This is a genomic window from Parabacteroides sp. AF19-14 (genome assembly GCF_003635485.1).
In the GTDB taxonomy this organism is placed as follows: domain Bacteria; phylum Bacteroidota; class Bacteroidia; order Bacteroidales; family Tannerellaceae; genus Parabacteroides; species Parabacteroides distasonis.
This window is the reverse complement of sequence record NZ_QTMJ01000011.1, coordinates 113,256-128,055: the sequence shown is the minus strand read 5'-3', so window position 1 is coordinate 128,055 and position 14,800 is coordinate 113,256. Positions and strand designations below refer to the sequence as shown.

At 43.8% G+C, this 14,800-nt stretch carries 8 protein-coding genes and 1 pseudogene; 7 read left to right on the top strand and 2 right to left on the bottom strand.

Going from position 1 to position 14,800, the window contains the following annotated elements; translation table 11 throughout:
* Positions 1-208: 208 nt before the first annotated feature.
* Complete coding sequence (locus DWX33_RS12740) at positions 209-2,749, top strand: adenosylcobalamin-dependent ribonucleoside-diphosphate reductase (RefSeq protein WP_005855085.1); 2,541 nt, start codon at positions 209-211, stop codon at positions 2,747-2,749.
* 23 nt (positions 2,750-2,772) lie between these two features.
* Positions 2,773-5,460 carry a 4-alpha-glucanotransferase gene (locus tag DWX33_RS12735; RefSeq protein ID WP_005865486.1) on the top strand — a complete coding sequence of 896 codons (2,688 nt, stop codon included), beginning with the start codon at positions 2,773-2,775 and terminating at the stop codon, positions 5,458-5,460.
* Positions 5,461-5,499: 39 nt separating this feature from the next.
* On the opposite strand, the gene DWX33_RS12730 is transcribed toward DWX33_RS12735, so the two are convergent.
* A complete protein-coding gene (locus tag DWX33_RS12730; RefSeq protein ID WP_005855088.1) occupies positions 5,500-5,871 on the bottom strand; it encodes a polymer-forming cytoskeletal protein in 372 nt (123 codons plus the stop codon).
* 91 nt (positions 5,872-5,962) lie between these two features.
* On the opposite strand from DWX33_RS12730, the gene folB reads away from it, so the two are divergent.
* The 4 genes from folB to DWX33_RS12710 all read left to right on the top strand — a co-directional run bounded on the left by folB (position 5,963) and on the right by DWX33_RS12710 (position 9,838).
* A complete protein-coding gene (folB, locus tag DWX33_RS12725; protein WP_122380510.1) occupies positions 5,963-6,331 on the top strand; it encodes a dihydroneopterin aldolase in 369 nt (122 codons plus the stop codon).
* A 77-nt stretch (positions 6,332-6,408) separates the two neighbouring features.
* Positions 6,409-7,845, top strand: a complete 1,437-nt coding sequence (locus tag DWX33_RS12720) for a monomeric [FeFe] hydrogenase (protein ID WP_005855092.1) — start codon at positions 6,409-6,411, stop codon at positions 7,843-7,845.
* Between the two features lie 5 nt (positions 7,846-7,850).
* Complete coding sequence (locus DWX33_RS12715) at positions 7,851-9,098, top strand: PNGase F N-terminal domain-containing protein (protein ID WP_122380509.1); 1,248 nt, start codon at positions 7,851-7,853, stop codon at positions 9,096-9,098.
* Positions 9,099-9,193: 95 nt separating this feature from the next.
* A complete protein-coding gene (locus DWX33_RS12710) occupies positions 9,194-9,838 on the top strand; it encodes a MarC family protein (RefSeq protein WP_008774483.1) in 645 nt (214 codons plus the stop codon).
* Between the two features lie 426 nt (positions 9,839-10,264).
* Here DWX33_RS12710 and DWX33_RS12700 read toward each other — a convergent pair.
* Positions 10,265-10,627: pseudogene (locus tag DWX33_RS12700) on the bottom strand (glycoside hydrolase family 20 zincin-like fold domain-containing protein); the annotation flags it as partial.
* 223 nt (positions 10,628-10,850) lie between these two features.
* On the opposite strand from DWX33_RS12700, the gene DWX33_RS12695 reads away from it, so the two are divergent.
* A complete protein-coding gene (locus DWX33_RS12695; protein ID WP_122380508.1) occupies positions 10,851-14,786 on the top strand; it encodes a two-component regulator propeller domain-containing protein in 3,936 nt (1,311 codons plus the stop codon).
* Positions 14,787-14,800 lie beyond the last annotated feature (14 nt).

The following is a 14,800-nucleotide window of genomic DNA, read 5'->3' as shown; positions in this document are numbered from 1 at the left end:
CCTTCTTTGTTTTGGAAGATCCGTATAAGTGTTAAGTTTTCTTTTTGGAAAACTATTTGATGCTTAGTTTTGTTTAAGTAGTTGAAAATGTGGGGTTGCGAGTTTGGTTTTGGAAAACTTTTCAATAAGTATTCTTTTTAACGTAGGGTAATTTGGATAACTGGTAAAGTATGCGTAAACTTGCAGTCGCAAAATAAATATAATAATTGTGGATCGTAAAACTTACACTTTTGACGAAGCGTTTAAGGCTTCATTGGATTACTTTACCGGTGACGAGCTCGCCGCTAAAGTATGGGTAAATAAATATGCCTTGAAGGATGCGTTTGGAAATATCTATGAGGAATCTCCGAATGATATGCATCATCGCTTGGCAAGTGAGATTGCCCGTGTGGAAAAAAAGTATCCGAATCCGTTGTCGGAACAAGAACTTTTCGACCTGTTTGATCATTTCCGCTACATCGTTCCGCAAGGAAGTCCGATGACGGGAATTGGCAATGATTATCAAATTGCCTCACTCTCTAATTGTTTTGTTATCGGATTGGACGGGCAAGCGGATTCGTATGGTGCGATTATTCGTATTGACGAAGAACAGGTACAATTAATGAAGCGCCGTGGTGGTGTAGGCCATGATCTTTCGCATATCCGCCCGAAAGGTTCTCCGGTTAAGAATTCTGCGTTGACTTCTACCGGGTTGGTTCCGTTTATGGAACGTTATTCGAATTCCACCCGTGAGGTGGCCCAAGATGGCCGTCGTGGAGCTTTGATGCTGAGTGTTTCTATTAAACATCCGGACTCGGAGGCGTTTATCGACGCTAAGATGACGGAAGGTAAGGTTACAGGTGCAAATGTATCTGTGAAGATTGATGATGATTTCATGAATGCCGCGGTTAATGGCGGTACCTATAAGCAACAATATCCAATTGATTCGGATTCTCCCGTTTATGTGAAGGATATCGATGCTTCTGGCTTATGGAAAAAAATTATTCATAACGCTTGGAAATCCGCTGAACCGGGTGTGTTATTCTGGGACACGATCTTACGTGAGTCTGTACCAGACTGCTATGCGGATCTGGGGTTCCGTACGGTTTCCACGAATCCTTGTGGCGAGATACCTCTTTGTCCGTATGATAGTTGCCGTTTGTTAGCAATCAATTTATATTCATATGTGGTAAATCCGTTCACTCCGGACGCTTATTTCGATTATGATTTGTTCAAGAAGCATGTAGGTTTGGCCCAGCGGATTATGGATGATATTATTGATTTGGAGTCGGAGAAGATCGAGATGATCTTGGCTAAGATCGACTCGGATCCGGAATCCATGGAGGTAAGACAAACAGAGCGTCATTTGTGGGAAAAGATCCAACGAAAGACTTTGCAAGGACGTCGTACAGGTGTGGGCATCACGGCGGAAGGCGATATGATTGCCGCTTTAGGTTTGCGTTATGGAACAGAAGAAGCAACCGATTGTGCGGAACTTATACAAAAGACATTAGCTTTGGCCGCTTATCGTTCATCCGTAATGTTGGCGAAAGAACGTGGTGCCTTTGAGATATTCGATGCGAAGCGTGAGGAAAAAAATCCGTTCATCAACCGTTTGCGTGAGGCTGATCCTGCTTTATATGAGGATATGTTGAAATACGGCCGTCGTAATATCGCTTGCTTAACAATCGCTCCGACAGGAACGACTAGCTTGATGACACAGACCACTTCCGGTATAGAGCCGGTATTCTTGCCGGTATATAAGCGCCGCCGCAAAGTAAACCCGAACGATTCCGAGGCTCGTGTGGATTTCGTGGATGAGACAGGCGACGCTTTCGAGGAGTATATCGTATTCCATCATAAGTTTGTAACGTGGATGCAAGCGAATGGTTATTCGGCAAGTAAGAAATATACACAAGAAGAAGTGGAGGAGCTAGTTGCTAAGTCTCCTTATTATAAAGCGACTTCCAATGATGTCGATTGGTTACAAAAAGTCCGTATGCAAGGACGCATTCAGAAATGGGTGGACCATTCTATCAGCGTAACGATCAATTTGCCGAACGATGTAAGTGAGGAGTTGGTAGACTCTTTGTATGTTGAGGCATGGAGATGCGGATGTAAAGGATGTACTGTTTATCGAGATGGTTCTCGTTCCGGTGTCTTGATTGCGACAGATAAAAAGAAGAAAAAAGAGGATTGTAACTGCATGCAACCACCGGTTATCGTATCTACCCGTCCTCGTGAATTGGATGCGGATGTGGTAAAATTTCAGAATAACCGTGAGAAATGGATCGCTTTCGTCGGCTTGTTGAATGGCCGTCCGTATGAGATCTTTACCGGTTTGGCCGATGATGACGAGGGTATCATGTTACCTAAAAACGTTTCTAAAGGTACGATCATCAAGAGCTATGATGAGGATGGTAATAAGCATTACGACTTCCAGTTCAAGAATAAACGCGGTTATAAAATGACAATCGAAGGTTTGGATGGCAAGTTTAATCCGGAATATTGGAACTACGCTAAATTGATTTCCGGTGTGCTCCGTTACGGAATGCCTATCGATCAGGTTATAAAACTGGTACAGGGTATGGAGTTGAATAGCGAGTCTATCAATACTTGGAAGAATGGCGTGGAACGGGCCTTGAAGAAATATTTACCGAACGGCATGGAAGCGAAAGGGCAGAAATGTCCGAACTGTGGGTTGGAGACCTTAATTTATCAAGAAGGTTGTTTGATCTGCACGAATTGCGGAGCCTCTAAATGCGGTTAAATAATTGACTAAATCTATATACCATGAAAGTCACTTTTAATATAAACTTCCATACCGTTTGGGGACAGAAGTTATGTGTAGTGGGCTCCATACCGGAATTAGGCTCTTGGGAACCTGCTTTGGCTAAGGAGATGAATTACTCTGGGGATGGAAACTGGAAACTGGAACTGGATCTTCCACCCGATATAAAAGATATAGAATATAGATATTTCTTAAGTGTTAATGATAAGCAGATCTTTGAGGAGTGGGAGAAGAATCACCGGATTGTATTGGATGGACAATCTGATTCTTACATCCTTTATGATTATTGGCAAATCCGTCCGGATAATCTAGCCTTTTATTCTTCGGCTTTCACCAAAAGTTTATTCGCTCATCCCTGCAATACACATGAGAGGGTCGTTAGAAGTGGAAGAAAATTGGTGATAAAGATATCCGCTCCCCGGGTGGAAAAGAATCAGTGTGTAGCCATTACTGGAAATCAAGAATGCTTAGGTAACTGGCATCCGGACAAGGCTTTATTGCTGAGTTGCGATACTTTCCCGGAATGGCATATTGATTTAGACGCTGCGGAGATACGGTATCCTTTAGAATATAAATTTTTGGTTTGGGATAATGATTCCCGTCAACCTTTGTATTGGGAGAGTGATGAGAATCGTATTCTAAGTCTTGTTCCCCAGAAACAGGGTGAGACCGTTGTTATATCTGGTCTTTACTTCCGGGATAGCTTACCGTTATGGCGTTGTGCCGGCTCGGTTATCCCCGTCTTTTCCTTGCGCTCGGAAAAGAGCTTTGGAGTAGGTGATTTGGGAGATTTACACATGTTGGTGGATTGGGCTAGAAAGACGCACCAACGTATCATTCAAGTATTACCTATGAATGATACGACGATGACCCATACTTGGGTGGATTCCTATCCGTATAGCGCTATTTCTATTTATGCCCTTCATCCCATGTATGTGGATTTATCGGCTTTGGGGACCTTGCAAGATCCGGAGAGAGCTGCTTTTTATGCAGGGAAGCAAAAAGAATTAAACGCAAAAGATACGGTTGATTACGAGGAAGTACTGAAATATAAATTGGGTTATTGTCAAGAATATTTCGCAGGGGAGGGTAAGGCCGTATTAGATACGCCGGAGTTTAAAGAGTTCTTGGCGCAAAATGAGTCATGGTTGATGCCTTACGCTACTTATTGCTTCTTGCGGGAAAGTTATGGGACATCGGATTTCTCTCAATGGCAAGGTAATTCTACTTACAATAAGACACGTGTTCGCGCCCTATGCCGGGAAGATAGTGACGCATGGCCGGAGATCTCGTTCTCTTATTTCTTGCAATATGTATTGCACAACCAGTTCAAGTCGGTATCGGATTATGCCCGTAAGAATGGAGTTGTATTGAAAGGTGATTTACCCATTGGCGTGAGCCGCACTAGTGTAGAGGCTTGGACGGAACCGAAATATTTTAATATGAATGGTCAAGCGGGTGCTCCCCCCGATGACTTTTCCATGAACGGTCAGAACTGGCTGTTCCCGACTTATAACTGGGATGCGATGGAGAAAGATAATTTCTCTTGGTGGAAAAAACGCTTCGCTAAGTTAAGTGATTATTTCGATTGTTTCCGTATAGATCACATCTTGGGATTTTTCCGAATATGGGAGGTTCCTTGTGAATATGTGCAAGGGCTTTGTGGTCATTTCAATCCAGCGTTGCCGTTCTCGAGAGAAGAGATCGAGCAGTATGGATTGAATTTTAACGAGTCTCGTTTCACGACCCCACATATCAATAGACAATTCTTATCGGAATTGTTTGAGGAAAATACAGAAGAGGTGATAGGTGCTTATTTGGCACAATCCTCCTCCCGGCATTATGTGTTAAAACCGTTCTGTGATACACAAAGGAAGATTGAGGCGTTGTTTGCGGATAAGGCGGATCCTGTTTCCCTACGGATCAAGAATGGCCTGTTTACGATTGCGAATGAGGTATTATTTCTTCGTGACCCAAGAGAGACCGATAAGTTTCATCCCCGGATCTCGGCGAATCAATCCTATATCTATCGGGAATTGAGTGGTTCCGACCGTTATGCGTTCGATCAGTTATACTGGCATTTCTTCTATCATCGCCATAATGATTTTTGGAAGGCGCAAGCGTTTAAGCGTTTGACACCGTTGGTTGCGTCCACGGAGATGTTGGTTTGTGGAGAGGATCTAGGTATGATCCCCGCCTCTGTTCCCGAGGTTATGAATAAGTTGCAAATACTAAGCTTGGAGATTGAGCGTATGCCGAAGAGTCCGCAGCGGGAGTTTTCCGATATGTTTAATTTGCCTTATCATTCCGTTTGTACGACTTCTACACATGATATGACTCCTCTTCGTAATTGGTGGAAAGAAGATCCGGAGAAGACACAGCGTTATTACAACCATGTATTGCAACGGATCGGTGAGGCCCCGGATGAATGTACGGCTGAAATCGTTGCCCAGATTATTTCTAATCATTTGAAGACTCGTTCCATGCTGACGATTATTCCGTTGCAGGATTGGTTTGCTATGGATGATTCTATCAAGCGGAAGGATATAGAATCCGAGCGTATCAACGTTCCTGCGAATTCAACGCATTATTGGCGCTACCGGATGCATATTACGTTGGAACAGCTTTTACAGGCTGATAACCTGAATAATAAGATAGTCTCGTTGATAAAAGAGGCTGGACGAAAATAAGAAAGACTAAGGGCCGTATCGAAAAGTGCGGCCCTCAGTCTATTTGTCCGCTTTCTTTTTCTCGGAACACATCGAGCAGGCTCCGTTGAACCGTGCGTTTGGTTCGATCTCTAGGGATTGGGTATATATATCTCCCTTGATAATTGCTGTTGATTTTAGAATAAGCTTTGCGCTTACTTTTACGGAGCCATCTACCTCACCGAGAATCTCAGCATTCTCGGATACGATATTGCCTGTTACGCTACCTTTGGGGCCGATAACGATCTTGCCGTTGCAACTGATATCTCCCTCTACTTTTCCATCCAAGCGAAAGTCTGTCTCTGTGATAATATTACCCTTTATCGTTGTCCCCGCAGCCAAGGCGTTGTGTAATCCGCCTGCGGAATTTTCATCTTTTTGTTTTATTCCCATCATAATGTGTTGTTACTTGGTTGACAAATATAAGACTATTTTTTTGCAGGAAGGTTTACTTTCTATACATTTACAGATAAATTAAAAGATTATGACAACAAAGATTGAATTACGAAGGATGACATTCTATGCCTATCATGGCGTGGCACCCCAAGAGACCCGGGTTGGGAATACTTTTATCGTAGATTTGATACTGACAGCTCCGTTGGAGAATGCGGTATGGAGCGACGATTTAAGCAATACGATCAATTACGCCACAGTATATGAAACCGTGAAAGCAGAAATGGCTATCCCCTCGAGACTTCTCGAGCACGCGGCGGGGCGTATCTTGAAGGCTTTGAAAGAGAGATTTCCACAGATCACGGAGGTGGAACTTGTCTTGTCTAAATTAAATCCTCCGTTTGGCGGAGATATTCATAGTGCTTCGATAATTCTTAAAGAAAGCTTTCTTTCTGTTTAGAAACTTTTATTTACCTTTGCGTTTGTAAAGAAGTGATGCGATATACGATATACTAAAAGCACAAATACGATAACATTATGGCATTTACCAACAACGTAATGATTGTTCGTCACGGATTGCTGGCGAAGTTAGTAAAGCTCTGGAAAGAAAACCGTCTTCTAGAAGAAATTGATCGCTTGCCGATCGAGTTGAGTCCCCGAAAATCGAAAGTGAGGGGCCGTTGCTGTGTACATAAGGAACGTGCCGTCTGGAAATACAAAACCTTGCCTTTGCTTGGTTTTGATATGCAGGACGAGGAAGATGAGTTGACACCGCTTTCAGAGTATGCGAAGCGTGCCTTGTTCCGCTCGGAGAATAAGAAGGAAAATATCATGTGTGTAGTGGATGAGGCGTGTTCCTCTTGTGTCTCCGTGAATTATGAGATCACGAATCTTTGCCGGGGTTGCGTGGCTCGTAGTTGTTATATGAACTGCCCGAAGGACGCTATCCGATTCAAGAAAAACGGTCAGGCCGAGATTGATCATGAAACTTGTATCAGCTGTGGTAAATGCCACCAAAGTTGTCCGTACCATGCCATCGTTTATATCCCGATCCCTTGCGAGGAAGTTTGTCCGGTTAAGGCGATCAGCAAGGACGAGTATGGGGTGGAGCATATCGACGAGTCTAAATGTATATATTGCGGTAAATGTGTGAATGCTTGTCCGTTCGGTGCTATCTTCGAGATCTCGCAAGTATTCGATATCTTGCAACGCTTGCGGAATAAGGAACAGATGGTAGCGATTGTCGCTCCGTCTATCTTAGCTCAGTTTAGCGCTCCGAAGGAAAAAGTGTATGGCGCTATCAAATCCTTGGGATTCGAGGAAGTGGTCGAGGTGGCGCAAGGCGCTATGGAAACCACCCGTCATGAGGCGGAAGAATTGATCGAGAAATTGAAAGAAGGACAACCGTTCATGACCACTAGTTGCTGTCCGTCTTACGTGCAATTGGCCGAGAAACATATCCCGGATTTAAAGAAATACATCTCTTCTACCGGATCTCCGATGTATTATACGGCCCGTATCGTGAAGGAAAAATATCCGGATGCGAAGATCGTGTTTGTTGGCCCGTGCGTGGCGAAACGAAAAGAGGTGAAACTAGATCCGTGCGTGGATTTTACACTTACGTTTGAGGAAGTAGGTTCCGTATTGGAGGGATTGGGTATCAAGATCGAGGAGGCCCAGCCTTTCTCCGTATTATTTAACGCTGTCCGTGAGGCGCATGGCTTCGCCCAAAGTGGTGGTGTGATCAACGCCGTTAAGGTTTATTTGAAGGACGAGAACGTAAATGCCGTGCAGGTAGCCAACCTGACAAAGAAAAATGTGGCATTATTACGCGCTTACGCTAAAACCGGAAAGGCTCCCGCGCAGTTTATAGAAGTGATGGCTTGCGAGGGCGGTTGTGTGACCGGTCCTTGTACGCACGCCGATAAGACTGCCGGACAAAAGCAGCTTATTAAGGAGCTTACTAAATTCTAGACAAAATGATTAAAAAATTGGCTTTATTTGTCTCCTTGACGGGAGTTTTTCTATGTACCGCTTCTTGCGGACATAAAGAATTACCGTCGATGGGAGATTATTCCGTACAGGTATTTAATGATACCCGCGTACGTTTCGCTCCGGATGTATATCCCGCCGCTTTTAACGCTCCGGGACCGGACAGTATCTATCATTTGGTGAATGGCCGTATTATCTTGAAGAAGGTAACATTGCCGGAATATAAGCGAAACGTTTCCGTCAAACTCCGGGTTACGGTAGCTTCGAATGGAGATCGCTGGGATAAATCCGGCTCTTGTTTTGTATTGCCAAATGCCTCGGGCATTAATTTGTTGAATATCGCTAAAGGCGAGAAGGAGTTTCCTGCGGTGGATAGCGTGAAACTGGAGAAGATGATCGGTATCATCCCCGGGACGGATTATCAACCTACCGTGGAATTGATGCGTTTCATGACTCCGTTTGGAGTAGGGCATTACAGTAGTCCCGAGGATAGCTTGACGAAACATCGTAAACCGGTGTATGTCGACCATTGGGAAGATAGCGTAAGCTGGGAGCAAGACATAACCGATTTGTATCCTCTTTTGGAAGGTGGTGCTTATGTTGGAATCTTTATCGATACATGGACACCGGAAGGATACGTCGCAAGCATGACGATTGATGTGGATGAGTCCGATCTGACTTGCGACGCTTTGCCGAAGAAACATGTAGAGCCGTTGATGAATACGGTTTATTATATCGGGCAGGAATATCCGGATATATTCGCCCGGAAGGACGTGTCATTGGATTTTGATATTCCTCAAGGCGCACGTGATGTCCGTCTGAAATATATCGTTACGGGACATGGCGGTCATTCCGGCGGGGATGAGTTCGTGGAGAAACAGAATATTGTCTCTGTTGATGGAGTTCCAGTCTTGGATTTTGTTCCTTGGCGTACGGACTGCGCTTCTTTCCGTCGTTTTAATCCGGCTACCGGGGTTTGGTTGAGAAAGCGTCTGGCTTCCTATATCACCGAGAGGGGATATTCGGAGAAAGAAGTAGAGGAACCCTTGGCGTCTTCGGATCTTTCCCGCTCTAATTGGTGTCCCGGATCGGATGTGATACCGGAAGAGGTAGCGTTGAAAGATATCCAACCCGGCCATCATACGCTGACGGTGAGTATTCCGGAAGCGGCAGAAGTGGATGGGAATAAGCTGAATCATTGGTTGGTCTCAGCCTATTTGGTCTGGGATGAGTAAATAATGTGACAATATGTTGATGTACCAATGTGCCAATCATGCTCTCTTCAACTAATTGGCATATTGGCACATTAGCCAATTAAAAAATTATTGATATGGAAGACTTGTTACCTTTCGCCCTATTATGTTTCACTTCGTTTTTTACGTTGACCAATCCACTCGGTACGATGCCGGTTTTCTTGACCATGACCAATGGCATGAATGAGCATGAGCGGAAAGCGATTGTCCGAAGGGCCACGATCGTGTCGTTCATCACCTTGATGGTTTTTACTTTCTCCGGTCAGTTCCTGTTTAAGTTCTTTGGTATCTCCTCAAACGGCTTTCGCATAGCTGGCGGCTTTATTATCTTCAAGATCGGGTTTGATATGCTTCAGGCACGCTATTCCAACGCAAAGTTGAAAGAGGAAGAGGTGAAAACCTATGCGGATGATATATCCATTACTCCTCTGGCGATCCCGATGTTGTGCGGTCCGGGAGCGATCGCCAACGCAATCATGCTTATGGATGACGCTTCGACATTCACCTTAAAGGGTACGTTGATCGGAATAATCGCATTGGTCTATTTTATCACATTCTTGATCTTGCAAGCTTCTACCCGGCTGGTACGTATATTGGGAGAGACTGGAAATAACGTGATGATGCGTTTGATGGGATTGATACTGATGGTGATCGCCGTGGAATGTTTCGTAAGCGGATTGAAGCCCATCTTGATCGATATCTTGCGTGAGGCGATGGGCTAACAAATTACCAGACCAGCTTCTTTCTGCGATGGGCGCTAAATATTGGAATAACCTTTTTTTATCCTCATCGCAATCGGAGATATTTGCTTTCCAGATAAGTCGCTCTGCTTGGAACGGGAGATACGATATGATATCATGGGTGTGTGTTGTTCCGTTTGAGATCGTGATCTTCTTGGATTTAGCATACAGGTTCATATCCTTCATTTTTTGCTGTCCTTCAGGTGTCGTATCATGAACTTCTTGTGTGAAATGAAGTCTGTTTATTTTTAACATGGCTAGGTGATCGATCAATTCTTTGAGATTATCCTTCGAGATGAGAGTGAAAGGTGTGTGTATAGCCACGGTCCGATTGCTGTATCGGGGGCCATCTAGTATGGTCATTCCCGGTACGTTCCATTGAATATTCTCTACCTGAGTTTGGCTGTTTATTGCTGGAGGAAGCAGAAAACGTAAGGTTTGCATTGCGTAAAAGAAACCTTTTTGTCCGGATGCTTTTATTAGAATACAAGAGGGGGCTATATTCAGTTTATAATGTTCGGCCGCTAGTTCTCTGTCTGTGCGGAATATGATATTGGCTCGTTTGTCTTGTATTTTTATTTCCGGGGTGAATCCGGCGGAAAGCGTGAATAGATCGGTCAACTCCCGAGCGATCATAGCCTGTTTTTCATTTTCTACACTGATGAGGGTTGCCTTGTTGAATGTGAAATCACCTTTGTCTGATACACTTTGCAAGGGGAAAGGAATGATCTCCGGTTTTTCGCCCGGAAGGAAACATTTTACAAGTATCATAACCAAAATAATAAAATATATACCCGTTGTACGTAACATAAGAATAATTTTTAATGATATGCTTTTTTGTTTAATTTTTCATTTGCTGCAAATCTATGCTTTAAGGATATTTTCTTGGGTCCAAAATCGTCCGTGAAAATTCAAAAAACGTTTTTTTATACTCTGCAAGCCTTATATTTCGGACGATTTAGTATTTTTGCCGAACAATGGGTGATATACAACTATGCGAGTATTTTGGAGGTTTTTACAATTATATCTATTGCTGTTTTTTGTGTGTTTAGCGGAGTCTCTTTATGCAGCTCCTAAGTATTATTTTAAACAAATTTCTTTGGAAAACGGATTATCGCAGTCTTCCGTAAAATGTGTACTGGTAGATGAAAGAGGTGTTATGTGGATTGGTACCCGGTTTGGGTTGAATCGTTTCGATAGGGAAAAAATAACCGTTTATCAGGAGGAGAGAGAGAATCCGAATTCTCTTCCTTATAATGATATTGTTTTTTTAGAGGAAGATGCGGAGGGGAATGTTTGGGTAGGAACTAGTCGCGGATTGGCATATTTCGATCGTGGTACTCGAAAATTTGTACGTCAGGAAATAGACGGTCAACCTTTGGTCGCTGCTTGTAGCCTCCTCATGCCGGAAGGAATCTATTTTTTAGGGAAGCAAGGTGTTTTTTGTTATTCCTATGCGGAAAAGAAAATGATCCGGTGTAAGTTCAAGGAAAGTCCGTTTGAATTTTCGCCTAATTATGTTTATTTGTATGACGAGAAAGAGAGGAAAGTCATACTGTCTTTTCTGGAAAAAGGGCTTTGGTGGTATTCGCTAGACACCGGAGATATGGAACGTGTGCCGTTTATCCCCAAAGGGAATATCCCCTCCATGTATATAGATTCATTCAAGAGAATATGGGTGGCTATCTATAATAAAGGTGTTTTTTGTTATGATCGAGAGGGGAGATTGCAGGAGCATTTGGAAACCCCGGAGAGATTGACTCATAATATCGTGCAAGATATGTGCGAGAAAGATGGCGAACTTTGGCTGGCGACGGACGGAGGTGGTATCAATATATATAATTACAAAAATAAGACCGTAAGAGCGATTATGCATCTTCCGGGCGATCGCCATTCGTTGCCGGTAAATTCTTTCGCCTGTCTGTATATCGATGATGAGGATAATGTTTGGGCGGGCAGTATCAGGGGAGGATTGATCGGCATCAAACCTGTTTTTATGACGACTTATCGGGATGCTCCTCCCGGGGCTTCTTACGGTTTGAGTTTTCAGTCGGTCACTTCCATGTATGAAGATCGTGATGGGAAAATCTGGATAGGAACGGATGGGGGAGGTCTTGATTTGTTTGATCCGCAAAAAGAGACTTTCCGGAAATATCCTCAGACTGCGGGGATGAAGGTGGTGTCTATCATGCCGTATAGTGATTCGGAATTGTTGTTATCTTTGTTTGGTGTAGGGCTTTATCATTTTAATAAAAATACAGGAGAATGCCGGGAGTTTTTGTTAAATTGGGGACATGTGCGAAAGGATTTATTCTTACGAGGTAATTCGATTCGTTTATTTCCTTTAGACGAGGACCGTTTCTGTCTTTTATCCGATAATCATTTGTCTGTGTATAATCGGCGGAAACAACAATTTGAGTCTTTACCGGAAGATCTGTTACCGCAAAGTTTGCTTGCACCCCGTTTCATACAAGGCGATTCTTGTTACATAAGTTCTTCCGCAGCTTTGTATGTGTTGGATATCCCGCATAAGCAACTACGTCCGTTATTTGTGAGGAATGAGGATATCGGTACGATACTTGCGGTAAAACAAGATAAAGATAACCGTTTTTGGTTGGGGACATCTTCCGGTCTATATGTTTATGACCGTCTCTCGGAAAGATTGGACACGGTTGATCAGGATCGTTTTATTGGGGTAACGTCTCTTGCGTTTGATCGTTCTGATCGCCTTTGGATAAGTACTCATGAAGGGTTGTATGCGTATGTACCGGATGAGAAGCGTGTAATCGTTTTTGGGGAATCTGACGGTGTCTTTACACGTGAGTTTCTTCCGGAACCTGCTTTTGAGGCTTCTTCCGGTAATATTTATATTTCTGGGGTGGAAGGGCTGGTTAGGATACGGCCCGACTATGACATTCATGAGGAAGAGGATTTTTCTGTAAGCATGATTAATTTGGCTTTAGATGGGGCTCCGATTCATCCCGATGGTATATCCGGGGAACAGGCTATTTCCATTCCGTGGGATTATGTTTCTTTTGGGTTAAGTGTTATCGTGAAAGAGAAGGATTTGATGCGGAAGAAATTATTCCGTTTTTACATCAAGGGAGACCGTGAGGAGTTGTTGGAGACTTCAAGCCATGCATTTACATTTCCGGCGCTTTCTCCGGGCAACTATGAATTATGGGTTTCCTATAGCAAGAAGAATGGAGACTGGAGTGTTCCTTTGAGATTATTGGCAGTAGATGTGGAGCCTCCTTTGTGGAGACGCGCTTGGTTTCTGATCGCGATGGGGGTGATTGTGTTTGCGGCAATTGGAGGGATGATCTGGTCTGTTATGCGACGCAAAGAACGGAAACTTGCTTGGGCTATGAAAGAACATGAACGAAAGTTTTATGAGGAAAAAGTCCGTTTCATGGTGAACATCAGCCATGAATTACGTACGCCACTTACTTTGATCTATGCTCCGCTCAAACGTTTGCTGAAATCCGGAAAGGTGACGGATAAAGATGTATCCCGGCAATTGGATGGTTTGTTGTTGCAGACTTGCCGGATGCGGGAGATCGTCGATATGGTGCTCGATGCTCAGAAGTCTGATACGAACGGCGATGTTATGGATATTCGTTTTTACGATCTTAACGATTGGATACGATCGGTAACGGATGATTTTATCATGGAATTCGAAGCCCGTAGGATTTCTGTGCGGTTCCAGTTGGATGCTTCAGTAGAGAAAGTACCCTTTGATACTTCCAAATGCCGTGTCGTTTTATCTAATTTATTGATAAATGCGATGAAATTCAGCGATCCGGATACCTTATTGGTCATTGGTACGGAGCGTATGGATAAGAATGTGCGGGTTTTCCTTGCGGACCAGGGGATCGGATTGAGACATGTGGATATAAACCGTCTTTTTACCTGTTTTTACCAAGGTGAACACGACCGTAAAGGGAGTGGGATCGGGTTGGCTTATGCCCGGAAACTAATAGAGTTGCATGGCGGAAGTATAGGTGCTTACAATAATGAGGATGTAGGTGCCACATTCTATTTCGACCTTCCTTTCACGCAAGCGTTTGTTTCTGCGGAACCGGATAGGGTTATCGATTTAAGCGTGAAGGGCGCTGACATGCCGGAAACAGATGTGTGCGGAGTACAGGTAGATACGGAGCTTGCTAAATATACATTGTTGGTGGTTGAAGATGAGATAGAGTTGCGTAACTACTTACTCGGTGTCTTGCAGGCAGAGTTTAAGGAGGTTTTTGTAGCCGGAGACGGGGAAGAGGCTTGGGAAATCTTGGGGCAATGTCAGCCGGATATTGTAATCAGTGATGTCATGATGCCTCGGACTGATGGTTTTGAGCTGTGTTACCGAATCAAGAACGACGTAGCGGTTAGCCATATTCCTGTGGTTTTATTGACCGCTAGGGTGGATCAAGCAAGTTCGGTAGAGGGGTATAAATCAGGGGCGGATATCTATTTGGCGAAGCCGTTTGATATAGATTCCTTGTTGGTGATTCTGCGGAATATATTGAGACAGCGAGACCTACTTCGTGTGCGTTATCGTGAGTCCGGTTGTCTATTCTCTCCAAAAGAGGATGCGACAAGCAATGCGGACGAACAATTCATGTGTAAATTGAATACGTTGCTTCGGGAGAACTTGAGTAATCCGGATTTGAATGTGCCTTTTATCGCCTCTGCGATGGCGATGAGTAGAACGACGCTTTATAGCAAGTTCAGTCATTTGTCGGATGTCTCGGTTGGTGATTATGTGATTCGGTTTCGTATGGTCGAGGCTTCTCGGTTGCTTTCATCTCATAAGGATATGAGTATTCAGGAAGTAGCGGACCGTGTCGGTTTTTCTAGCGCTCGTTATTTTAGTACGGCTTTTAAACAAAGCTATGGGGTCACTCCAACCGAATATCGTCGAAATAATTAAGTGTTAGTTGCCGA

What these genes read in the sequence shown, in the direction of transcription:
- DWX33_RS12735 (WP_005865486.1), top strand. Translation starts at nt 2,773, where the DNA reads ATGAAAGTCACTTTTAATATAAACTTCCATACCGTTTGGGGACAGAAG.
- DWX33_RS12730 (WP_005855088.1), bottom strand. Translation starts at nt 5,871, where the DNA reads ATGGGAATAAAACAAAAAGATGAAAATTCCGCAGGCGGATTACACAAC.
- folB (WP_122380510.1), top strand. Translation starts at nt 5,963, where the DNA reads ATGACAACAAAGATTGAATTACGAAGGATGACATTCTATGCCTATCAT.
- DWX33_RS12720 (WP_005855092.1), top strand. Translation starts at nt 6,409, where the DNA reads ATGGCATTTACCAACAACGTAATGATTGTTCGTCACGGATTGCTGGCG.
- DWX33_RS12715 (WP_122380509.1), top strand. Translation starts at nt 7,851, where the DNA reads ATGATTAAAAAATTGGCTTTATTTGTCTCCTTGACGGGAGTTTTTCTA.
- DWX33_RS12710 (WP_008774483.1), top strand. Translation starts at nt 9,194, where the DNA reads ATGGAAGACTTGTTACCTTTCGCCCTATTATGTTTCACTTCGTTTTTT.
- DWX33_RS12695 (WP_122380508.1), top strand. Translation starts at nt 10,851, where the DNA reads ATGCGAGTATTTTGGAGGTTTTTACAATTATATCTATTGCTGTTTTTT.